General features: G+C 38.8%; 19 protein-coding genes. 13 read left to right on the top strand and 6 right to left on the bottom strand.

The genetic code is table 11. The annotated features are described in order from the left end of the window. Positions 1–171: 171 nt before the first annotated feature. The 3 genes from AC6CH7_RS04685 to AC6CH7_RS04675 form a co-directional block, all read right to left on the bottom strand. Entirely contained in the window at positions 172–1947 is a 1776-nt protein-coding gene (locus tag AC6CH7_RS04685) for a hypothetical protein (protein ID WP_498261582.1), read from the bottom strand. A 144-nt stretch (positions 1948–2091) separates the two neighbouring features. Then, positions 2092–4878, bottom strand: a complete 2787-nt coding sequence (locus tag AC6CH7_RS04680) for a hypothetical protein (RefSeq protein ID WP_498261581.1) — start codon at positions 4876–4878, stop codon at positions 2092–2094. 4 nt (positions 4879–4882) lie between these two features. After that, positions 4883–6007: an SIR2 family protein gene (locus tag AC6CH7_RS04675; protein WP_498261580.1), complete on the bottom strand. Its 1125-nt coding sequence runs from the start codon at positions 6005–6007 to the stop codon at positions 4883–4885. A gap of 1086 nt (positions 6008–7093) precedes the next feature. Here AC6CH7_RS04675 and AC6CH7_RS04670 point away from each other — a divergent pair. The 13 genes from AC6CH7_RS04670 (at position 7094) to AC6CH7_RS04610 (ending at position 18837) form a co-directional block, all read left to right on the top strand. After that, positions 7094–9271, top strand: coding sequence for an ATP-dependent nuclease (locus AC6CH7_RS04670; RefSeq protein ID WP_498261579.1), 2178 nt, complete (start codon positions 7094–7096; stop codon positions 9269–9271). Beyond that, positions 9256–11166, top strand: a complete 1911-nt coding sequence (locus AC6CH7_RS04665) for a UvrD-helicase domain-containing protein (RefSeq protein WP_498261578.1) — start codon at positions 9256–9258, stop codon at positions 11164–11166. The genes AC6CH7_RS04670 and AC6CH7_RS04665 overlap by 16 nt, the downstream gene beginning before the upstream one ends. 169 nt (positions 11167–11335) lie before the next feature. Then, entirely contained in the window at positions 11336–12352 is a 1017-nt protein-coding gene (locus tag AC6CH7_RS04660; protein WP_498261577.1) for a hypothetical protein, read from the top strand. 120 nt (positions 12353–12472) lie between these two features. Then, positions 12473–13945 carry a recombinase family protein gene (locus AC6CH7_RS04655; RefSeq protein ID WP_498261576.1) on the top strand — a complete coding sequence of 491 codons (1473 nt, stop codon included), beginning with the start codon at positions 12473–12475 and terminating at the stop codon, positions 13943–13945. Between the two features lie 495 nt (positions 13946–14440). Continuing rightward, entirely contained in the window at positions 14441–14596 is a 156-nt protein-coding gene (locus AC6CH7_RS04650; protein WP_498261575.1) for a hypothetical protein, read from the top strand. 146 nt (positions 14597–14742) lie between these two features. After that, on the top strand, positions 14743–15231 hold the full coding sequence (locus AC6CH7_RS04645; protein WP_498261574.1) for a hypothetical protein: 489 nt from the start codon (positions 14743–14745) through the stop codon (positions 15229–15231). A 56-nt stretch (positions 15232–15287) separates the two neighbouring features. Further along, positions 15288–15614: a hypothetical protein gene (locus AC6CH7_RS04640; protein ID WP_498261573.1), complete on the top strand. Its 327-nt coding sequence runs from the start codon at positions 15288–15290 to the stop codon at positions 15612–15614. A 13-nt stretch (positions 15615–15627) separates the two neighbouring features. Beyond that, positions 15628–15921, top strand: coding sequence for a hypothetical protein (locus AC6CH7_RS04635; RefSeq protein WP_498261572.1), 294 nt, complete (start codon positions 15628–15630; stop codon positions 15919–15921). 111 nt (positions 15922–16032) lie between these two features. Further along, a complete protein-coding gene (locus tag AC6CH7_RS04630; protein ID WP_498261571.1) occupies positions 16033–16791 on the top strand; it encodes a hypothetical protein in 759 nt (252 codons plus the stop codon). A gap of 103 nt (positions 16792–16894) precedes the next feature. Then, positions 16895–17134: a hypothetical protein gene (locus AC6CH7_RS04625; RefSeq protein ID WP_498261570.1), complete on the top strand. Its 240-nt coding sequence runs from the start codon at positions 16895–16897 to the stop codon at positions 17132–17134. Positions 17135–17168: 34 nt separating this feature from the next. After that, a complete protein-coding gene (locus tag AC6CH7_RS04620) occupies positions 17169–17546 on the top strand; it encodes a plasmid mobilization protein (RefSeq protein WP_498261569.1) in 378 nt (125 codons plus the stop codon). Continuing rightward, positions 17543–18397 carry a relaxase/mobilization nuclease domain-containing protein gene (locus tag AC6CH7_RS04615; protein WP_498261568.1) on the top strand — a complete coding sequence of 285 codons (855 nt, stop codon included), beginning with the start codon at positions 17543–17545 and terminating at the stop codon, positions 18395–18397. The genes AC6CH7_RS04620 and AC6CH7_RS04615 overlap by 4 nt, the downstream gene beginning before the upstream one ends. Positions 18398–18408: 11 nt before the next feature. Further along, entirely contained in the window at positions 18409–18837 is a 429-nt protein-coding gene (locus AC6CH7_RS04610) for a hypothetical protein (RefSeq protein WP_498261567.1), read from the top strand. 147 nt (positions 18838–18984) lie between these two features. On the opposite strand, the gene AC6CH7_RS04605 is transcribed toward AC6CH7_RS04610, so the two are convergent. From AC6CH7_RS04605 to AC6CH7_RS04595, 3 genes are all read right to left on the bottom strand, one after another. Beyond that, positions 18985–19539 (bottom strand): hypothetical protein, encoded by a 555-nt coding sequence (locus AC6CH7_RS04605; protein WP_498261566.1) that lies wholly within the window; start codon positions 19537–19539, stop codon positions 18985–18987. Positions 19540–19625: 86 nt separating this feature from the next. Continuing rightward, the gene (locus tag AC6CH7_RS04600; RefSeq protein ID WP_498261565.1) at positions 19626–19916 is read right to left on the bottom strand and encodes a hypothetical protein; all 291 of its coding nucleotides are present in this window, start codon (positions 19914–19916) and stop codon (positions 19626–19628) included. Positions 19917–20487: 571 nt separating this feature from the next. After that, positions 20488–21936 (bottom strand): serine hydrolase domain-containing protein, encoded by a 1449-nt coding sequence (locus AC6CH7_RS04595; protein WP_498261564.1) that lies wholly within the window; start codon positions 21934–21936, stop codon positions 20488–20490. Between the last annotated feature and the right edge of the window lie 995 nt (positions 21937–22931).

Raw genomic sequence — 22931 nt, 5'->3', positions numbered from 1 at the left:
CCAGGTTTCCTGTTTAGCAGCATAGTCAGCAATTGTATAGCCAGCTGTAAATAAATATCGTTCATAATTCTATGATTATTAATGTGTGACAATAATAATCATGAGCTGTAAGCAATGAATGAGATTAGTAATCTTAGTATTACTTTCGTGAATTTCGTATAATTTTCGTAGTTATTTACTAAAATTTGAACTTACGGTACTGGTGTTATAACCTTGAAAATAATCACCAAGCAGCGCTGCATATTGCTTTTGCTTTCGGTGAGGCTTACCTGCCAATTCGTAATAACGATAAAATATTTTATTTACTTTGGCTTTGATCGGAGGATTTACAAGGCTGAACTTGGTAGAAGAATTTTTCAATTCAAAGGCCGAGGTTAAGTATTGATGGAGATCACGCTCAGAAAGATAACCTGGAGTTACCAACTCGTTAGTAAAATATTCATAAAGACGATCAGCACTTACATTATCGAAGTTATTCGTTAAGGCAGGAAGTTTTGGTACATTCAATTCAACACTGACTTGTTTGTTGAAATACTTTGCAAAATGTGAATGATGTTCAATGATCAGATACCAGCTCCGATAAATATAGCCTGCTTCGATTCCTGTTTCCTTCCAGTGGCTAAGCGGATGGATATCATTTCCATATGAAATCGGGAATCCTGCAGAGCGAAAAATTCTGCCGGTAACAAAGTCCAGGATCTTTCTGATCTTGGTTTCTTGATCATCCACTATACCGGGTTTAAGAATAGTGCTTTCAAAGTTATTATAGCCTTCTTTAAATCCCAAGGCATAGTTTTTTAAACCATCCTCGATTTCATTGCTGGCTAATTTATCATAAGGGCTATGCTTAGCCTCAATTTGATGCATCAGTACATCATAATCGTCGGTAAAGACCCAAACGCCATATAAATGGTATTTATACGGTGAGTTGTGCATGCTGAGTTCACCTACATAATTTTCACTGACATCACTTCTGCATTTCGGCTGTCTTGCAAGTCCATAATACGCCCTGCGAACCCCCTGGTCTATATTTAAATTGTTCTTCAATAAATCGCTAATCGAAGGTACATCAAGCCATAGACCCGCCTGCTCCGTTTCTTTTTTAAATGGCTCAAGCTTTCTCTTCAGCCAATCCAGATACAGGATAGCTTTACCATAAACCATACAGGCCATACTTCCAGCTGTATAGTCGCAGATATGATTTAGGTAAAATCCATTGATAATTCTTAAGTATTCTAATGTTAGAGAATCATTAATGAAGGTATTTCCTGATTGCGCAAATGCGGTAGCTACATCAAGTAAATTAGCTTCTCGTATGAAGTCTTCAACCGGTTTTATTTCGGCTTCCAGAATTGCCTGATTGATCATTAAGTAACGCCTTTCAAAGTCCCTGACTAATCCTTCAAACCAGTATTGACCTGTATATTTTCTCAGTCGCTCAAAGGCTTCAGAAGGATTTCGGGCTTCAGGAATTATGGTATAGACATCTCCGATTTTGATGTCAAAGATTGACGCCTTTTCCTTATCCGCTACTACTTTAACCCGGATGCTTTGTTCATATTCAGAGGCAAGTGATTTGAATACCACATCCTCTTTCTCCTTAAACCACGCTAAAATTTCAAGATAAACATCTTCGATGGCAGCACTGTTTTTGGAGTTACTATAACAGTCAAGGAACATTCTTTTTGTGAAACGAAGAAAATCACCTTTTGGAAGCGGACAGCAATTAAAATGATACTCCAAGAAGGCAGATTGATTGAAATCTGCCCTTCCTATAGCACTGCTTTGCGTGCCTCTCATTAAAAATTTATAGAATTGCTGGAACAAAGTATATCCTTCCACAGGCATTAGTTCACCGTTGGATAACATATCACGCCGAATTACCAGCTGATAGGGGCTATCCGGCTCTTCGGTATTGTAGCAATAAGAATAGTAGGATACAGACATGAGCATCAAAATTTAACAGCTGTAATATTACAGTATTCTCATTAATTCTTCTGTTATAAATTTAGCTTAGCTGACCAGATTGCAGCATCATTGAAATTACACTGGACTGCCCAGAAACGTACGCCTGCAAATTAATCCCGCAACTTAAACTTCATGGAACCGGTTATAAAGCTCAATTGACTCAAAATTTCTGCGTTCCAACATCATCGTAACCGCCCTGTCAGCAAGTTCTCTATTCCCCTTCTGATATAATATTTCTATCAGGTTATCCACCTTTTCAGTTTCAAATCCAAGATTAATTTTTTTATTTTCCAATATAGCTACCAGCATTATTCCACAATTGTCGGTGTCTTTATCGAACTTTTCAGAGATCATGCTGATGATATTGAAGGTTCTGGTACTTTCATCAGCCGCCTTCAATACTTCCAGGAAAAGGCTCAGCGCCTTATCTGTAATTGCAGTCAGATGTTCTGGAAAACGCAAGGACTCAGTAACCTCTAATCTTGCTTTCTTCGTGACTTGACTACTAAAGGCTCCAATTAAGCGTTCCCACAACACCAGGATTTTATCATCACTGTCAATATCTCTGTCCAGGTTGATCACCTTGGTCGCATATTTTAAATGTTCGATCTGATTGCATTCAAACATTTTCTCTATTAAAACATCATATCTGGAAATATCATATAGATAGGAAATAATGATGTGCTCTATTAGTTTATTTGTCACATTGGATGAATTGGTAAACCTTTCTATTCCCCGCAGGTAATTATCGATCAGTAACTCAAACACATCCTCATATAGCTGGGAACTCGTCAATAAATAGCCGGAAAAAGCATAGTCATTTCGTTTTTCTTCTCCATCAAATATTATTGGCTTGTATCTCATTAGCCAGGGCTGATCCAGGTAGCTGATCGGTGGCGTATTTACGCCAACAGTCCAATAAAATTCAAGATAGTTGCTTCCGTCCTCCAGTCTTTTGGTAAAATGCGCTTTTACTGTTTCATCCCACTTTTGCTCTCCAGGGGCAATCCCTTTCACCTTTCGGATCGCACATTTCATCAGACCATCATAGATCTTTCCCCGTGTTGAATTGATGATGTCAAAACTGGGGTCAGATTCTTCGTTGTAATAAGGCTCTGTATATTTTTCATCCAGGATAATCAGCAGTTCAATTGCTTCTCCGATGAGCTCAAGGTTAACTTTATTTTGCGGGTGTTCGACCACCGACCTGACCATCCATGCAGTCATTCCAATCGCTGAGGAATTACTTTTGGCTTCGCCTGCTTTAAAATTCCAAAGGTCATCACGGTTGGTTGCAAACTCCTTCGCAAAGCTGATCACTTTTTTCCATTCGATATTATTCTCTTTTTCAGCCAGCCCCCTGAATCCGTCCATAAAGTTATATACAAAGGTCAGTGGCAGATTTAGAAAGACAGGAAATTGTACGATCACGTCCTTGGTTCTACTGATAATATAATTCCTAAAATCCTGTTCAAGCCCATATATGTTATACCCGTCCCAGCTTTCTTTGTTTTTCAGTTTCTCGATCAGCGTAACTACATCCAGTTCACCGATCCTTTCGGTCGCGCTGAATTCGCCGGCACTTCGTACGTGGAAAAAGCTGTCATATCCCGGGTTTGTTGGACTCCGGTCTTCACTGGTTTTTAGCAAGTCTTTTCGTGTGGGAGTGATCAATTCCTCATGGCGTACCTCCACAGGCTCCAAAGCCTTAAACCATTCCAGTTTGCGATAGGCAATATACTTGCGTTTGTCTTCCCCGGTTTCCTCATCCTCTGTACTGATCACAAGATTCTCGATCCATTTCAAGACCATCTTGATTTCAGCTTCGGAAAAATTATTACAGTTCCTGTTGATCAGCCGATAGATCTCCAGTTTCGCTTCATGTTCGTTCAGCGGGTTTGACCGTTGCCAGAAATACTCCTTTAGCTGCTGATAACTTTTGCTTACGAAATAGTAGCCGATCCTGTTCAGGATGGCTTTCTCAATTTTAAGCAGTAATCCGACATGGCTTTTGATTTCTTCAGGCGTTTCCAGTTCAATTAGGCCGACAATAAACTGGACAATTGAAAAATTAAGGCCTTCCTCGGAACTGTTCTGCATATCGGTTTCTATAGAAACGATGTTGAACTTTTTAAAATGGCTGGGTGACTTATCATCCAGTACATCCAAGTGGTGGATCGCCCAATCCGCAGCCCATGTTCCAAATTTTTCGTAAAGTTGGCTCGGCGCTCGTTTTGCGAAGTCTTTCAGACGATAATCGTCAATTTTGGAAGAGATCTTAAAAAAATTGTCGTTATTCTCCGTGCTGAAAAACAGTTCCAGAAGAAATTTAACCATCTCTTGGTTGCCTTGAACAACAACACTGTCAAAAAAATTTCCGCACAGTTCCGAACTTACAATACTTGAATTGCTCCGCATTGCAAATTCAGTGATAAACCTGAAATATTCTGGTTTGATCTTCTCTAAAGGGAGTAAAAAGATACAGTGAGCAAAGTAATAATCAGTTGTGAAATTGCGCTCAGGGTTGCCTTGATTTGCATCGGTAAACTCAATATAATTCTCGATCAGTCGGATCAGGATTTCAGTTACCTCAGCACGCTCTTGTTTCGCATTTTTTCTTGCAGCCTCCCAGATTACGAACGCAACGTCCCATGCATTGAACCCGGATGTTCTTTTGTCCTGGGCGTCAGTGTCAAAATATACAGGGCCAGGTATCCGCTTAAAATCAAAGGCTTTTAATTGGTAAAGTTGTATAAACCAGTCTGCCTCGAAATGCTGCCTCAGTAGTTCAAATAAAAAAGCACTCAAAACCGGTTTATCCAGTGCCGAAACAATAAAGGGAATCTCCTGACTTAAATGATCGGGATAAATTGCCTTGATATGGTTAATGTCGTCTATAAGTTCGCTCACAGGTCTAAGATAAAGTAAAACGTTTTGATGGTGCAAGTTGGGGTTTGTTGAGCTCCCTGAGGATGTGCTCAATTTCCAAATAGTTACTTCCGGTAAAATAAATTGGTTTGATGTTTAGCTGCTTCAGTAGATTCGCTTTTGCCTGCCTTTCATTTACATCCTTCAGTAAGGAAAAAAGAAAGTTGTTTTTGGAAGGGCCCAGATCCGCACCTTCAATGATTGCTTTTGCACCAGGTGTAAATTTAAATCGGTGTTCCCCTGAGTCAAGAACCACTTCTTCCAAAATACCCGAGGCTTTAAGTAAAGGAACGTCGAAATCTTCAGCTTCAAGGATGACACTGGAAAAATCTTCCCCACTGAATTTGTCACTGATAATGCAAAAGTGTTCAGGAAGCTCATAACCATATTCCCGCCGATCTTCACCTATCTGCTCCAGAGCCTTCTTTAAAAAAGACACAAACATGGCGTCATCAAAACTAAAACCAATAAACAAAGTATTTAAAGATGAAAACAATGTATTGATCAGGGTGGCCACTCCGGAACCTGGATTTTCATACTGTTGAGTATATGATTCATAGGTCAACACAATGTCGCCCGTATCCGAATCGCCGTGTATTTTGTATAAGGTACGTTCTGTTCCAAGGCCAAGCGGTTTGAGATTACCCACCAGGCGTTTGCTAAACGTAGCATCAAAATTATCTGAGGCATCAAACCTCTTGCTCAACCTTTGTAATGCCAGCAAAGCCTCCTCGAAACTGCTGTCATAATTGGTGGTGACGATCGTTTTAGTTAGTGAAACAATCTCCAGGTGTAAGGAAGTGAAATGACAGGAAACAGCCTTGGTCTGACGGGAAATCACTTCTTTATATGTCGTTTCATTACCAGCTTCCAATGCCTTTTGTTTGAGTTTGGAGGCGACCTCATAAGGCCCGATCTGATTTAAAGCATTATAGACCTCATCTTTGTTCTTATAGCAGCGAAATTCTTCGTTCAAAGTCGCCAGCATCTCTTTCCAGAGTGGGATATTTAATACTGCTGAGCATCCGGCACCTATAAAAACAGCTATTCCATGTTTTTGGCCAGCGAAAGCTCGTAATTCTTCTATATGTGTAGCGTTAACCTCGTTCATAATTTCAATTAAAGCCCTCAAAATTAGTTGCCGTATTCCGTTAATCCGGCTCCTCCAAGCTACGGCTTTCATTTGTATTCTAAAATTTTCTGAAACACAAAGTAGCCCCCTATCTTATCACCTTCTTCAAAATCTGTTGCCCGTCTGCAACCCGATGTGGGTTCTCATAATCTTTTACCCTACGTGGGTCGTTTAAAATACCTAAGCCTTTTTCATAATTATCTTATTAATTTCGATGAGAGAATCTGCGCTTAATGCCATGGAAGTCGCGGTTAATTTATTATCCAAACATAATTAATTGTACACATATTTCATTGACTCTCTCCAATTATTTCCCATGCTACTTTTGATATTACTGACATTACTAAGGATATACACATACTTGTCAATGACCGAATTGCTAAATAAGTACACGGTGATTTAATCAGCTGTAAAACAGCAGTTTAATTCAAATTAGGGGAGTTTGATATTATAAAGAACGACGCCCCGAATGACGCACATTTTATATGTGATTTCGTGCATATTTTGATATATCCACCAAAAACAAAAATATTGTAATAATTTGATTTGCAAGGTTTTAAGCCTTTTTTATACTGTTATCTGTGAACCCACTGGTACAAAACTCGAACCATTTAAGGAATGATTTAAGATTATTAGGAGAAATAGGGCTATGAAATAAGTGAGTTGATAGTTAAAGAGCGTATTAATTTGTAAACTTTTTTAGATGATCAGCCTTATATTTTCAGCCACCGTTTCCGTCTTGGCTAAATTTTTTTCCAATTGAAAACAACTAAAGGGCTGGTTGTCCAAATATATCCTTTTAAAAAATCACAATGTGGTCATCCGCTTGTCGTTTCTTGATTGCATTTAGTACTGATGAACAGTGTTAAATTTATCATCCAGAATTTAATAAATGATAAAAGGATATTTAAAAGTGTATTGTTTCAGATAAAAATTGGTACTCCTGATCTGACAATAGTTAGGCAACAATAAACCCAAGAAATAAACAATCATATCGATGCGTTCAATTCTATTTACATTTGAGAAAAACGATGTATATTGTAAATAATATAAAAAGCGCTGTCAATGATTATATCGTCAATTTTTGTAAACAATTTCCGACTATTAAAACATTTCAAAATTGAGTTGGAGAATAACCTCTCTCTAATCGTCGGAAAGAACAACTGTGGAAAGACTTCGCTTTTGGCTGTAATGAACAAATTTCTTAATGACAAAGGAGGTACGGCTTTTCTTGCTGACGATTTTAACATTGAATTCCGCGACACCTTTCAGCAAATTGTTGAAAACCCCAACAATTATTCGGGAGAAAATATCGGGATTGAAATGAAGCTTTATATCAATTATTTTGAAAGCGATGATCTCTCATCGGTCAGCCATCTTATTATGGACTTGGACCCAGAGAACACTACCATTGTCTTGGTTTTTGAATACATGATACGCCCAGAATATTTTTCAGCATTCGTTAGAGATTACAACGAATATCATTCCGAATCTATAACAAAGATCTCCAAAATAGCGAATCAGCTCATCAAAGATAATAAACTAGAAAAAGATGAAGAGGCTGCGTTTAAAAAGGAACGAACTGAGCGGATCTTCTCAATGTTTTTTCGAAAAAATTATCAGGATTATTTCAAGCTCGGACGGAAAAGCGTTTATTATGACCAGCTAACCAAAAAAGAATTGGGCAACGTCTTTATTGATCTAATCAAGGAAAACATTAAAATAGACAATGTCATCAATTTTAAAGTTATCAATGCCAAGCGAGACGTATCAAATAAAGAAGCCGATAAAGCACTTTCTTCTCTTTCTTCGGATTACTATGCTATAAAGGAAAGTCAGAACAAGGATTCTGAACCAATTAAGCAATTTAAAGATACCTTGGAAAACACTGATGATCATCTAGATTCCGTATATAATGGCATGTTTGCTGATGTGATTGAGACGGTCAAGCAGTTTGGGGGGACAAAAGCTGGTGAATCTGTGATTAAGGTGATTTCGACGCTCCAGCACCGCGAATTACTTAAAGGGAACACGACTGTTATGTACGATCATAATAAAAGCCATTCATTACCCGAAAGCTTCAATGGGCTCGGTTACATGAACCTCATCGGGATGATCTTTCAAATCGAAGTTTTGCTCAGTGATTTCAGGAAGGAAGGCAAGGAAAATGAAATACCCGTACCAATCAACTTGTTGTTCATTGAGGAACCAGAAGCACATACGCATCCGCAGATGCAATACATCTTTATAAAAAATATCAAGGAAATACTCATAAAAGCCAGCAATGGCAGCAGTGGCAAAAACAAATTCTCGCTCCAAACGCTGATCACAACACACTCATCGCACATCACCGCAGAAAGTGATTTTCCCGATCTGAAATATTTTACACGCACCACTGAAAACTCAGTAACAGCAAAAAATCTCAAGGAACTTAAAGAGCAATATGGAGAAGATCAAGATAGTTATGACTTCCTCAAACAATACTTGACAATTAACAGAACAGAGTTGTTTTTTGCAGACAAAGCCATACTTATCGAGGGCGATACCGAAAGAATTCTCTTATCTACCATTATGCGAAAAATCGACTTGGAATACGAAGAGAAATCTATTTTACCCTTACTTTCTCAAAATATTTCCATCGTTGAAGTAGGTGCACATGCACAGATTTTTGAAAAGCTGATTGAGTTTCTGAATATCAAAACTCTGATCATCACCGACATTGACACCTATCGCATGGAACCTCTTTTAGGAGGCGATGGGAAACCAAAACAAAAAAAGAACGGTGAGGAACGCTTTGTGCGTGCAAAATGCCGGGTATCAGAAGCAGAGAATTACGGCAACAACGCCATCAGCTTCTTCTGTGAAGATCCGAATTTCGAAAGCCTATTGAAAATGACCCATGGGCAGGCCATTTGTAAAAAAGGTGTGGATGGATGGGTACTTGCGCTGGACGGGAATGTATATCTAGCCTGGCAACAGGAAGAAAAAAACTACCATGCTAGAAGCTACGAAGATGCTTTCATCGCCTTGAACAAAAGTTTTATCGAAAGCAATCTGGATAAATTCCGGAGTTTGAAGCATATTGACGAGCTTTCAGACCTGGACGCATATGAGATCGCTGAAAAATGCATATCTAAAAAAACATCTTTCGCCCTTGATATCTTGTTTGTTACTGGTGAAGATTATAGTCTATGGGATATCCCACAATACATCAAAGAAGGACTGCTATGGCTCAGGAAATAGAAGTACAGAATATCTTAAAACACATCAGCGAGAATCAGAATTTTTTACTGAGTGGTGGTGCCGGCTCCGGAAAGACCTATTCGCTAGTGGCTGTTATAGAAGCCGTAATTACGCAATATCCTACTGCTGATATTGCCTGTATGACCTATACAAATTCTGCTGTAAAGGAGATCGAAGAACGAATTGATCATGAGAACCTTTCAGTAACAACAATACACGATTTTCTCTGGGATCTCATCAGTCCATACCAGAAAGACCTTAGAACTGCCCTGGTAGAAGTCATTAACGATGAAAATTATAAGAAAACCAAAAACCCCGAAGAAAACCCGCTGCCACCGGATTACTTCGATGTACTTGATCACCCAATCAGGTATCGGCAAAGCACAAGAATAAAGGATGGGATCATTTCACATGACAACGTCGTTGAGCTGGCGGAATATATGTTCAGCAAGCATCCTAAACTCTGCGACATCCTGAAGGACAAATATAAGTTCATTTTCGTGGACGAGTATCAGGACACACATCCAAGGGTAATTGCAATCTTGCTCGATCATCTGGAAAAAAGCAATAAACAAAATGTCATCGGTTTGTTCGGTGATGCCATGCAAGCAATTTACGACGACGGCGTGGGAGATATTAAACACTATCTTTCGGCTGGAAAAATACATGAGGTCCAGAAAGTGCAGAACAGGAGAAATCCTCAGAAAGTAATCGATCTTGCTAATTCACTACGAACCGATGGACTTGAGCAAGAACCTTCAATAGACCACAATGCACCAAATATGAATCAGGGCAAGGTAAAAGATGGCGTCATAAAATTTATTTACTCAGACTCTGACGACTTAGATTTTATCAAAGAAAAAACGGGTTGGAATTTCGAGGACGTGAGGGAAACCAAAGAACTAAATTTGACTCATAATTTGATCGCCGGGAAGGCGGGCTTTGGCACCCTTATGGAAATTTACGATGATGATCCTGTCTTCAAGTTGAAGGAAGAAGTCAGGGCGGCCATCAAAGCTACCTTGAATACAGACCGCCCTCACGAACCGGATGAGAATTCCACATTTGAAAATGTACTGGATCATCTTCAGCTGACTAATCGGGAAGGTAAACTTAGAAAACTTATCCTAATGGAGGAGCACCCAAAACTCTTTGAAATGGCTAGAAGTGTTAAGTATGCAGAACTGAGTAAACTTTATCTGGATAAGGATAGTCTTATTGACGATAAAAAAGATTCAGCAGAGGAAGACAATAAAACAGGTTCAAAGCGGGACGCTTTGGTTAGACACTTGATGCGCCTTTACCATAACATCGCGCTGTACCGAAGCCGAAAATACAACGAATTCATACGCACTACTCATTTTCGAATCAATCGCCTTGCCGATAAAAGAGCGCTGAAGGAAATCATCGATACACTTAGTGAATCTAAAGATCTTAGTATAGGCGAGGCAATAGACTTCGCCGAGGCAAAAGGGGTTTGCATTAAAGACGATTCTTTACTGAAGCTCATTGAAAATAACAGCTACTTAGTAGAAAGAGTCCGTTCTGTTCCATTCCAGGAATTTATTGCATTGTACAATTACTTGGAGGGGTATACTCCATTTTCTACACAGCATAAGATTAAAGGTGCTCAATTTGACAATGTGTTAGTCGTTTTGGACAGAGGAGGCTGGAACAAATACAATTTCGAATACCTGCTAGACCCGGATATTTTTGCGACGCTTACTCCAGCCAAAAAGAGAACTTATCCTACAATCCTAAGCCGGACGCAAAAAATATTTTACGTCTGCTGTACAAGAGCAAAGGAAAACTTGTTCGTTTTTTATCACCAACCGAGCTCTGAAATTATTAAACATGCTACAAAGTTATTCAATGGAAACGTTTTTAAAATTTAAGTTCACTTCAATTCGGATCTTGGTGAATATGTCTTGTCCGCAATTATAACAAGACAATAGAACAACTACTCCCTTTACTATATAAAAAAGTCCATTTCTCAGTTCATGATTAGTCAGTTCAGTCAATGATATAAAATTCCGGATAATAAATTGTCGAAAGTATAAACAAATGGAATTACTCAAACCCACTGGCTTCAGAAAAATAATTGACGCTGATAGCATTTTTCAAATACTAATCCCACCCACTTGGAGATATTGGGTAATTGAAGGCAGGGTGCACAATTTTGAGGGAAATGAAAAAGAGGAAAATGATGACTGTTTCCAGCTTTCTGTGATGCATTTAAGCGAAGCAGAACGTAACAAATTAGCTGAAGCATTAGGGTACTTGCCGCCGATACAGGTCGGCGACTTTGATTGCCGAGGTCATAAAGACTCAGTGAGTGATGGTTATGTGACTAAAGCTTGGTCAACCATTTATGGTGATTATCATGTCTACTTTACATTTACCTACCAACCGCATTACAAAAAAGAGCATCGCAAAATTGAGCTGGAGAACAAACTTAAAGTGGTCTTTACGGCCTTTTCCACCTTTGAAATGTTGCCCGAAGAGCATCGTGAGCAGATAGTGACTTCACATCGATTTGGGGTGTTTTTACAGGGCATGGGTGCGACTAATATATTGGTGAAAAAAGCAATCGAAAACAAGGCTTTTTTTGAAGCGACCTGTCTGTTTGGTAACCAGATCGATTCTTTGTTACGCATAGGCATCATTTTGAAACAGCAAATCATTGAGAAAAATGACGAGATTGAAAGAGAATGGATTTACCAAGGCCCGAACGACAAGAAAAAATCCGAAAAAGATGTCTACAAAAAGGCTTTAGCTTTTGGTGTGATCACCGGTGATCTATACGATAGCTTATTCGAATTATATGAAGATCGCAACCGCGTTATTCACCGCTTTATTATCAGCGAGATCACATTAGTCGAGGTAGAACAGATTGCCTATGAATATTATTTCTTAAGAGAAGATATTAAAGTAATCGTCGATGATTTGGAAACCGAGCAAGTTAAACTAAATGTTGGTATGACTACTACCGATGAAAATGACCCGGGAAACCGGTCGCCTAACCTGATTGATATTTTAGGCAAGATTGGTACAGTAAGTTATTTTGAAAGTAAAGATTAGAGTCCCAAATGGCTTAACTCCAAGTATTGGAAATACAATCAAAGAGAGCTAGCTGTGTGTTATTTTTTATATTGATAATATGCATTTTCATAATTTACTTTGAACATACTCAATTAAATTATGAAATCAGCTTATCTATATGTTCGCGTTAGTACTGACGAACAAAAAAAGAAGGGGTTTTCTCTTATTGAACAAGAAGACCGTCTTCTAAAATATTGTGAGATGAACCAAGTTGTAGTTAAAGGTATCTTCAGAGAGGATTTTTCGGCCAAGGATTTCAATCGACCGGAATGGAAAAAGCTTATCAAGACAATAAAGAAGAGCAGGCATCGCCCTCCAGAAAATATTCTATTTATTAAGTGGGATCGCTTTAGTCGCAGCATCGAGTATGCCTATCAAATGATGGGAATACTGAGGGGACTTAATACTCAAGCGACAGCTATTGATCAACCTGTCGATTTTGACGTTCCCGAAAGTATTGTTATGCTAGCCGTTTATTTATCTATACCAGAAGCAGAAAATACCAGACGAGGAAAGAACACATCTGACGGGATGCGGCGAGCAAGGAAAATAGGTCGGTGGCCGGCAAGGGCGCCAATAGGCTATACGAATCATAGTTCGTCTGACGGCAAGAAGATTGTAATGCCTAAACAACCTGATTCTGATATTATTAGATGGTCATTTGAAGAATATTCAAAAGGTAAACATACAATTAGTCATGTAAGAAGGATGGCTAGCATCAAAGGACTCTGCTGTAGCAGAAATAATTTTTGGAAAGCTCTTCATAATCCATTTTACTGTGGATTAGTTTCCGTTCCCGCCACTAAAACTGAAGGAGAAGAGCTTGTAAAGGGCGTTCATGAACCACTTATTTCTCAGCAGCTTTTTGAAGAAGTTCAGGGGATATTGAATAGTCGGCGTACTCGTGGGTTGACCAAGCAAAAATTGAAACCAGTTTTCCTTCTGAGAGGCTTTCTAATCTGTCCCTTCTGTAGCAGGAGGTTAACAGCTAGCATATCTACAGGACGACATGCGAAATATCGATATTACCATTGCCAAGTTAGCAAATGTAAAGGCCGAGTTAGTGCTGATATCCTGGATAGCAAATATGAAGAACAGTTAAAGAAAATAACCCTTAAGACAGAAGTGTATAAGTTGCTTGAACTTGTGCTAGAAGAAGAGAGTACCTTGACTACAGAGCAGGAATGTATGAACGAACAAAAAAAGATTCAACAAGATATTTCAAAGCAAGAACATTTATTATTAAAGGTTCGTAGGCATTTCCTTCAGGATAAAATAGATATTGATGATTTTAATGATCTTAAAAAGGAATACAAAGAGGAGCTGCGTTCACTCTATGAACAGTTGGCGGCTATGGAAGAAAAATTAGTCATCTGTCTACAGTCAAAAGATGCAGGAGAAATAAAGCAACAGGAAAACAGTGTTTTTGAATTATATAGGAATCAAGATGTAGCGGGTAAACGTCACATTATTGATCTATTTACACCAGTATCAGTCAATCCTATCACAAAGGAATTAGGTCCATTAAAAATAAATCAAGCGATATCAATGATAATTGATTATTGCCAATAGCAGAATATCTATTTTATTTTATCAAAAAAGTCTATGCAACCAAAAACCTCATATGACAAACACGGGATCTTTTCAGATCAAAAAATTTCCGTGGATCAGGCAATGAAAATTTTAAGAAATAATAGTATTGAGACAAATGAAGAGCAAACTAAAGTGATATTAAATTTCCTCTACCTGTTTGCTAAAATGCAGCATAGCAGAGGGACCAATGTTCATTCGGATAATTTCCCCCAGAAGGAAATCGAACACTAAATTATTATTTCAATTGGCAAATGGACAATATAACTGCCTTGTCACGAATTAGAGGACGATGAGTTCACAAAAAATCGAACCGCTATATAGCTTGCAAATTCTTCGGTAAGATGCTATAAGGCAATGAGTTGGTAGAAACAAAAAAGGAGACGATCGAAATTGATCGTCTCCTTAAGTGATCCCGCTGGGATTCGAACCTTGTTCAAATTCCAGCGTTTAATAACTATCTGGAAGGGTTTTTAAATGAGACTTACCGAATCACTAAACCACAAAAAATGGCAGGAGGCTGAATATGGCGACGAGGGCGGGAGGATAGTTGCTATTTTCGGGAATGCAGTAATTTTCTATAATGATATCGAAGATGTGTTTAATGTTCCACCATATGAGATTTGTGGGTAGATCAGCGAACATGCACGTGAACAAGACGAACTTGATTGGACAATTCTAAAGCTTTATAGGCAAATTAAAACAAATAGTACTGTAATCTAGGCGTGAAGATGTAAGGCATAAATCGCGTAACTTGCGAAAACTAAATCCCCAATAAGTTGAAATTTTTAAAGAAGTTATTAGGAAAGGAGTCTCGACTTATAGATTGGGAGAAAGTGAGATATTCAGATAAGGTATATCCACGACATTCATTTACTCTGCTAAAGTTAACTATGCCAAGTGGTGAACCAGGAACGGGGTGGGTTGATAAGGCGTATAGAAAATATGAGTTCAAAGAATTTTGTCCTTACTATACCAGGATAAGTATCGATCTCACTGATAAAGTTGCTGAGGGTAATCCCGATTTGGATATGGGAACAATTGAGGATTTCTTTTCTGATGAATTAAAGAGGATATGCATTTGTCATTTAGTTTCTAGGCTCGTATCAGACAAAGGAATGGATATTGAATGTTATCTGGAAATGGATGAGCCTATTGAGCAATTTTTAAGAAAGGTTAGTCTGGCAGAAAACAGATTGGTATCTTTCACTTACAAAATTAACTTCGATCCTAAATGGAAGCGAGTAAATCGGTTGTTAAGTTTATAAAGGATAAGTTATATTTATGCTATTTACCAAATTACAATATTCTTAAATTCACACTAATGGGAAACAAAATAGTTTGCTTAGACTATCATAAATCCTTTAACCAGGGGACTGACTTTAAAGATAGAGGGGAGGGCGTTTGCCCGGAATGCGGAAAAGACATGTTGCTTTTACCGAATCTATTCAAACCACCACGAAAGAACGATGATAAAAAATGGGAGGTTGTGAAATATTTGATTGATAATGGGTTTCACTATCACCATGTTTATGAAAACATAGAACAAACAAACGGAGTAATTTCATATCAAAATCATGCTCGGTATCCAGAAAATATTCGAGATGCTAAGGAGTTCGTAGAGAAGTACCAAGCTCAGAAAGTAAAGTAAATAGGCAATAGCTATGACGATCATTAGGTTGTCTAAACATATATCAGGATTTGTCGAACGCCCTACTACTATTGATTTTCTTCAAGCAGCCCGAACATTCGTTGATCTCTTAGAAAACAATGATATTGATAGAAATGTCTTTTACAAAGAGTTACAGGCACAACTTCTCGAACTCTATCTCACGGGCTCCAAATTTGATACGATTGAACTTAAACACTCTAGCACAGACACGGCTTTTGAGACTGCGTTTGAAAATAGGAACGTCGGAATGATTTCTGAGCTTGGTCAAGATGATCTAACCAATTAATCTTATTTGGCTAGATATTGCACCAACAAAGCTCTAGGCTGCTATTGGTATGACGTTAATCGTGATTTTTTTTAAAAAATCTTATTTTTAGCTTAATTCAGAATGTTGCTTATGAAAACTAGTTATTTCAAACCCCGAAAATCTTTCTCCTTTTCCTCCAATCCATATGATCTAGGAACTTTCATGGGCTTATCGCACAGCTATGACGACAACCACTTTCTGCTGAAGATTTACAGTATGGACCAAAAGGAGTTTGTCGATTATTACAACTATCACCTAACATATGCATTAGAAAACAATCTCACGAGCGAAGCCGATTTCCTTCGCCATGTATGGCAGATTGTACAAAATAGGATCAGGCACTTCGAGATGCAGAATCCCTTTTCAAGCAGTCATGCTATGCACAAGCTGAGTATTGAAAAACTTCAGCAGTTTCAAGAGTACCTGAAGCGTATAGACGAGTGGAATGCAAGGCCATCCCATATTGTCATTGAAGAAAAAGAAAATATCATACAAAAACAACAGGAATTGATCGAAGAACTTCAGGCTCGTCTGGGTGACTTAAAGGTATTTGAAGTCAGTCAAAAGATTAGGATCGAGGAGGGCTATGTCGCTACGTTCATCGACCTGTTCAAGCAGATCGAAAAACTGGAATTGCCCTCGGGCAGAAAGCTGATATTGAGCGACCATCAGATCGTTTATCCAAGAATGATCGGGAAGTATTTTTCCGATGGTGGCGATGATATACCTGTTGAAACACTTCGAAATTATTATGTGGGTAAGAAAGATGATGTTACCTCCAAAGGAACCGAAATTAAGCCCGAACAGAAATTTTTCAAAATCGTACCCGTAAAACCTACCCAAAAATAGCATCACGTTTATCTGTTGCATTTGACCATGCCGAAGCGATGGTCATTGATTCCAGCGCTTACCATTGCAAATTTGTCATGTAAAATTAAAAGCAGCGACAATTATGCAGATCGAAGTCTTAACCGAACAGAAGCTCCCAACATCCAAATCCGAACTTACAGAGAAGATCAAACAGGCCATCAAATCAGATGTAACCATCACGCAATGGCTTCTCAGTTCAGCAATCAGAAAACTGCCGAAGACTTCAACAGGTACGCTACTGAACCTGCGCATTAAGGATGTGCTCCCCTATGAAAATAAGTGGAATTGTATGGGCAAGCCTCGCCGTGTATTAAATGCGTGAATTCATAAATCTTTAAACAATAATAGAATCTACGATGATCAATCAGAATGATAAAAAAAATAAGGGAGGACGCCCCAAAGTATCCCAAAAAATGAATGTTATTGTAACAGTGCGTTTTAATGTCATTCAAAGGAAACTGATTCAGGATAGCGCCAGAAAATTGAACACCAGCGTCGCAGGCTACCTGAGGGAGCTTGGTCTAAAGGGGGCGGCTAAGATAAAATTGAAAACCCTTCCCAAAGAGGTACTTCAATTTACCGGTACACTCCACCACATCACTGCCATGCTCAACCAGATTGCCCGCAAACGCAATTCCGAAGAGGACCTGGACGCGATGGACAGGGCCCTGATCAATCAGGAAGTGAGGGCAGTTCAACGGATGGTAGAAGAAATAAGGGCTTATTTGAGATGATCGGGAAAATAACCACGGGTAGAAACTTTCGGGGTTGCCTTCGCTACCTGCATGAGGGCCGGTTACAGCAAAGCGAAAAACTTCAGCTGGAAGAAATGGCCAAAAAACAGGCTGAAGTGACTTATTATAACAAATGCTTTGGCACCAGGGAAGAGGTGGTCAAACAACTGGTAGAAGTAAGCAAACTTAATCCAAAGCTGTCAAAGCCCGTGCTTCATGCTTCATTTAGCTTTGCCTATGCCGATGCCGGATTGCTGACCAAACAGCAAAAGACAGACATCGCCATAGCAATGTCCGAAGAGTTTGGATTTGATCAAAATCAGTTTATCGTCATTACCCATGCGGACACCCTTCACGAGCACATCCACATTATGGCTAATCGGGTCGGTTATGATGGTAAAACGGCCAGCGATCGCAACAGCTATAAGCGAATGGCGCAATTTTGCCGGGAAATGGAAAAGAGGTATAAACTGACCCCTGTTTTAAATCCTAACCGGTTTTTAACATCCGAGGAGCGGATGGCTGTAGTTAAAAGGGTGGACAACAGAAAGGAATTACTCAAAGAAACCTTAGCATGGGCGATCAGCGAGTCCAGGACCATTGAGGCGCTAAAGATCAGAATGGAAAAGCAAGGTTACCAGGTGGATCTGGCTAAGGGCATTGCCTTTACCGACAAAAAGCTGGTCAGGTTCAAGGGGAGCCAGGTTGGGTACAGCCTGGCAAATATCACTGCTCAGCTTATCCGCCAGCGCGGGATTGCTGAGCAGCAAAAACAGCAACAGATGAAATTGAGACAGCCGGCTAAAGCGGAAAAATTAGCACGTAAGCAAACTAAAGGAAGATCAATTTAAAATCAATTCTTATGGACTTAGATGAAACCTCAATAACAGATATTTTGAAAGAGATACTGGAGCAGGGCAAGAGCACACAAAAAGTAATAGCGGATCTGGAAGGGAAATTAGCGGATAAAGACAATCAGCTCAATGTTCTGATAGAGGATAGCAAGGCATTAATCGAGAGCTTTGAGCACAAGTATGAAACTATAGAAGTCAAAGCGCCACAGCCTGATCTCACTGAAGTCAATCTGGCCATCCTCAAAGGATTTGTTGGCATTGATCAGGCGATAGAAAAAGGACCAAAGCCAATCATCAGACAGATCAGGTTTACATTATTCCCCGAACAGGTACGAGCGCCTGAGTATTATCATGTGATGATGCAGGGGCTGGTTTGGGTATTATTGGGATCACTGTTTATGGTGCTTACTTACCTACTCATTAATAAAAGCATTTAAGACAGGGTCCAACTATGAATATTGGGTTCCGGGTCTAATGAAGCGCCAGGATCACCACAATGATTCTCTGCATAATAAAAGAATCTTTGATATGTTGGTCTACTTAAACCCATGAGCATGCAAAATAGTTGTCCGCAGTAAAGAGAATTAATGTTCACTCTTGAGAAATATGTTAATATAGGGCCTTAATAAGACAATTTGTTTTTTATGATCTTTCGTGTCCAGATTTGGCCATAAGCCTTCAAAATCACTTAGAAAGTGCTCCCCATAATTTAACGTGGCGTCATATCCCCATTTAAAAAGTATTGGATAAACAACTATTTTTCCATTGAAATCAGGAAAAGCCAAAATTTTCTTCAGTTTGGCAACCAGCTCAGCGTTGGGGTTCAGTATTTTTTTTAACTGCGGTGACATTTTTTCTGCAAAATATACTGTATCGATTCCTCCTTTCATATTGAAAACTAAGCTGATAGAGGTAATGTAACCATCGTTTTTTGGTGTTTTAAATAGTAAATCTGAATTCAGGTGTTTTCCAATGGTTTTTATAACGGCAATTTGCAAGATCTGCCACTGCGGCGTTTGCTTTTTAATTTCTTTAATCTCTACCGGTTCGGAAGGTAAAATTAATTCACCCTTGCCCTGGGTATACCCATATAAGACACTCAATATTAGAATCAGGGAGATGACAGCAGTTTTTTTCATAATTTTAAAGATCACAATGTGTACCTTTCTTGTCGCCTCTGGTTCAGTTGCTGGAGATCGCCGCCCCGTTGTCCCGCAATCTAAGGTTATTCTTTTATCCCTAACATCTCCAAAACCTCATCAAGATCTTTCCAAATAACTTCTCCCTTATCAAGAAATTGCTGGAAATTAAACATTACTGCTATTTTGAATTCTGAGTAATCGCAAAAAGTTTTGTCTTGCGGAAGGTTATTAAAAGCAGTAGTAAAAATCTGTTCCACTGATACATTTGGGGCAATTGGTATTGGCATGATTGCAGCGATAGCATCTTGACCAATTTTTTGACCCACTAAATAATTATATTTACTGGTCTTATCAAATGCTTCATCTCTAGTCATATATCGACTTGCTTTTTTGTCGGAATTAAAATAAACAAAAATTAGTGATTTGTTATATAAAACCTAATTTTTTGACTCATTATCCTAAAGCACCAAATACTAGTATATAATCTGGGATTAACAAGAAGGATGTCCTGATCATGTCTTTGTTCGTACCTATTATGTGAATCAGCTTTTGATCCTGCGGTCATGCGGAAAAAGAGGGATACTTTATTGAGATTGGACCAGTATCGACATTGATTGGGCTTTACATTTGGATGGGAATGTATTTTGTAGCTTGGTTAGAGATATTGCTTTTGGAATTGCTACTTATTGGATGGTGAGCGCTGAATTCATGATCGAAATCATAACGAGAGGTTGGTTGACTACAAGGGTACTTCGGAATGAAGACGTCGCTTAAATCTGTGCAATATTTCAAAATTGGAGTGCACGTAGCGCGTTTATCAATACCAGTCGCCAGCCAGAAGGCGTTGAAGCATTTGATTGAAAAGTACAAATGGCCCTCCGCGCATTTTCGGCCTGCAAAAACCGAAGGTTTTTGCTTTGGTGTTTACGGGATTAGTGTGGCTGTTTATTTGTCGTATCCATTAGTCTGAATTGCCAAGATTAGATCTTTAGCTACGGTGTGGCCAGTACTTGTATTGTTCGTTAAAACAACTACTGCTATTTGTTTACTCAAATCTATGCAAATACTGCTATAGTAACCACCGGTCCCTCCACTATGATTCAATACGTTTTTATGATCAGAAAAGTAGTGCCAACCTAACCCGACTATATTTGATTCTTTATCAAAGGTGACCTGATGTGTTAGTTTTAATCCTGCCTCAAGAGCGGGGTCGGAGGTGAAGAATTGACCTTTCGCATAACTGATGAGATCAGCTACAGAACTTTTGATGCCACCTGCTGATTGAATCGCCTGAAGGTGATAAAAAGGAACTGGTTGATAGAACCCATTATAGCCCTGAGCAAGATTACTAAATTTGGTAGTGTCGATGTAACACATAGTTTCATTCATCTCCAGTGGCAAGGTGATATACTGATGGAGGAGCTCCTGATAGGAATTGTGATAAACTCTTTCTAACAATACACCCATCAAGCCCACGGCTAAATTACTGTACCAATATTTTGCGCCTGGTTCCATTGTTTGTTTAAAATGCTTTAAAAACGAAAACATATCTTTAATCCTATAGTTGCCAAATGGCTGATTGGCGTCTATGATCGTAGTTTCCAGATTGTCTGCATTTCTTGGCAAACCGGAGGTGTGATTGGCAAGTTCTTTAAATGTTATCTTTTGCAACTCGGGGTTTTCAGCCACAGAATCTGGCAGAAATTTGGTAATTGATGTTTCCAAGGTTAGTCTTTTCTGATTAACAGCTATTGCAAGCAGCGTAGAGGTAAATGTCTTTGTTATTGAACCGATATCGTACAATGTATGATTGTCGGGTAGGTTTTTCGTCCCCATTTTACGCTCGCCGTAGTTATAAAAGTAGCTATCCCCTTTATAAAAAACGCCTGCACTGATCCCAACATTCCCTTTGGTTTGGATATAGGTAGACAGCACCTTATCAACGGCGCTGTCCAGATGATTAATTAGTTTATTATCAGTAGATACTTTGTATGTTTTCTTTGCCGTTTCCGCAAACGGCAGGGCGGTAAATGTATTCATCTTACCGCGTTTATCTACGCTCCCAAACATAATCTGTATGGGTATTTTCCCATCTACTTTGTATATACTGACAGAATCGTTCCTGCTTATTAAGGTTAGGTTTTTTAGAGGTAACAATCTATGGATTTGTTCTTTGTATATACTGGTCCATCTGGTTGCTGAGACATGTTTTCTAAAAGTTTCTCCAAGTAGCAAATAAACACTGTCTGGCTTATTTTCATTCATATAACGAATCGTCAACTTAGCAATAACATCTGTTTTTTTTTCTGAAGTGGTCTGCTTGCAACCGGCCAACCCCAATAGTAATACAAAAACAGTTTGAATGATGAGGGGGCGACGATTTGTAGTTGGCATTTGATGATTATGTTAGGAAAGTCATTCACTGGCTATTCTTACTAAAATAAACAAAGTGAAGGATAAAATGGTCTTCTTTACTAAAAATCATCTTTTCATAATTATACAAATTTCGACATTTATTTATCTGCTTATTTTATCATTATATAGGCGCTATCATTTTACCTTTTATTTTTCGAATCAATAGAGCCCATAGCGGTTGTATGACCTGTTAAACTTAGTGAGTACATGTTTGTCTCACCCTACGGCTGTACAAGCAGCCTCAACTTTCTTTATTTTTTTCTTACGAGTCTATTATAGGTTATTAGCTGAGATGAAGCCCACAACGTATGTATTCAAAAATCTCTTTGTCAGATGAATAAGAAACACCGCCCTTTGTTTATCAGTCTAAAGACACACAAGGCAGTTGTATATCGATTCCTATTTAGTAAGTGTAATTTCCGCTCAGGCTATGGCTATAGAAGTAGCCTGTTAAGCGTGTAATTTGGCGTTCACATCCGCGATAAGCAACAGTTCCTCAAAAACGATTGCAATAGAGCCCATGGTGGTTGTATTATCTTTTAGATTTAGTGAGTACATTTTGTCCCACTCTATGGCTGTACAAGCAACCTTTGATGCTAATTTTTTCCAGATCTAATATATTCAAGAGGATTTGAAATAAGCTACCCCGGCATGGTATGTTCGCGATGGAGCAGGCAAATGGCACTACCAAATACTGCCAGGAACTTAGTGAGCACGAATTTAGTCTCACCCTATGGCTGTACAAGCAGCCTCATAGTAAAATATATAAACTTATCAATTCTCTGCCAGCAGGCCTGACCCTAGGTGTCATGCTTTTAAATTTGAAGACAGAACCTACAGAAACATCATCCCATCAGAAAGGAGTTGTACATGATTCTCAAAACGAAGGGCAAGTAACAGAGTCGAAACCAACGTTCGACCATTGGTTATATATTGTTTTCAAAATGAGGTAGTATATAATATAGCTACATTTG

The sequence above is a fragment of the Pedobacter sp. GQ55 genome (assembly GCF_059758925.1).
The sequence above is the reverse complement of the archived record's forward strand: the minus strand, read 5'-3'. Positions and strand labels throughout refer to the sequence as shown.

Coding starts and splice junctions, on each gene's coding strand:
- AC6CH7_RS04685 (WP_498261582.1), bottom strand. CDS start 1,947: ATGTCTGTATCCTACTATTCTTATTGCTACAATACCGAAGAGCCGGAT.
- AC6CH7_RS04675 (WP_498261580.1), bottom strand. CDS start 6,007: ATGAACGAGGTTAACGCTACACATATAGAAGAATTACGAGCTTTCGCT.
- AC6CH7_RS04670 (WP_498261579.1), top strand. CDS start 7,094: ATGATTATATCGTCAATTTTTGTAAACAATTTCCGACTATTAAAACAT.
- AC6CH7_RS04665 (WP_498261578.1), top strand. CDS start 9,256: ATGGCTCAGGAAATAGAAGTACAGAATATCTTAAAACACATCAGCGAG.
- AC6CH7_RS04660 (WP_498261577.1), top strand. CDS start 11,336: ATGGAATTACTCAAACCCACTGGCTTCAGAAAAATAATTGACGCTGAT.
- AC6CH7_RS04655 (WP_498261576.1), top strand. CDS start 12,473: ATGAAATCAGCTTATCTATATGTTCGCGTTAGTACTGACGAACAAAAA.
- AC6CH7_RS04650 (WP_498261575.1), top strand. CDS start 14,441: ATGAGACTTACCGAATCACTAAACCACAAAAAATGGCAGGAGGCTGAA.
- AC6CH7_RS04640 (WP_498261573.1), top strand. CDS start 15,288: ATGGGAAACAAAATAGTTTGCTTAGACTATCATAAATCCTTTAACCAG.
- AC6CH7_RS04635 (WP_498261572.1), top strand. CDS start 15,628: ATGACGATCATTAGGTTGTCTAAACATATATCAGGATTTGTCGAACGC.
- AC6CH7_RS04630 (WP_498261571.1), top strand. CDS start 16,033: ATGAAAACTAGTTATTTCAAACCCCGAAAATCTTTCTCCTTTTCCTCC.
- AC6CH7_RS04625 (WP_498261570.1), top strand. CDS start 16,895: ATGCAGATCGAAGTCTTAACCGAACAGAAGCTCCCAACATCCAAATCC.
- AC6CH7_RS04620 (WP_498261569.1), top strand. CDS start 17,169: ATGATCAATCAGAATGATAAAAAAAATAAGGGAGGACGCCCCAAAGTA.
- AC6CH7_RS04615 (WP_498261568.1), top strand. CDS start 17,543: ATGATCGGGAAAATAACCACGGGTAGAAACTTTCGGGGTTGCCTTCGC.
- AC6CH7_RS04610 (WP_498261567.1), top strand. CDS start 18,409: ATGGACTTAGATGAAACCTCAATAACAGATATTTTGAAAGAGATACTG.
- AC6CH7_RS04605 (WP_498261566.1), bottom strand. CDS start 19,539: ATGAAAAAAACTGCTGTCATCTCCCTGATTCTAATATTGAGTGTCTTA.
- AC6CH7_RS04600 (WP_498261565.1), bottom strand. CDS start 19,916: ATGACTAGAGATGAAGCATTTGATAAGACCAGTAAATATAATTATTTA.
- AC6CH7_RS04595 (WP_498261564.1), bottom strand. CDS start 21,936: ATGCCAACTACAAATCGTCGCCCCCTCATCATTCAAACTGTTTTTGTA.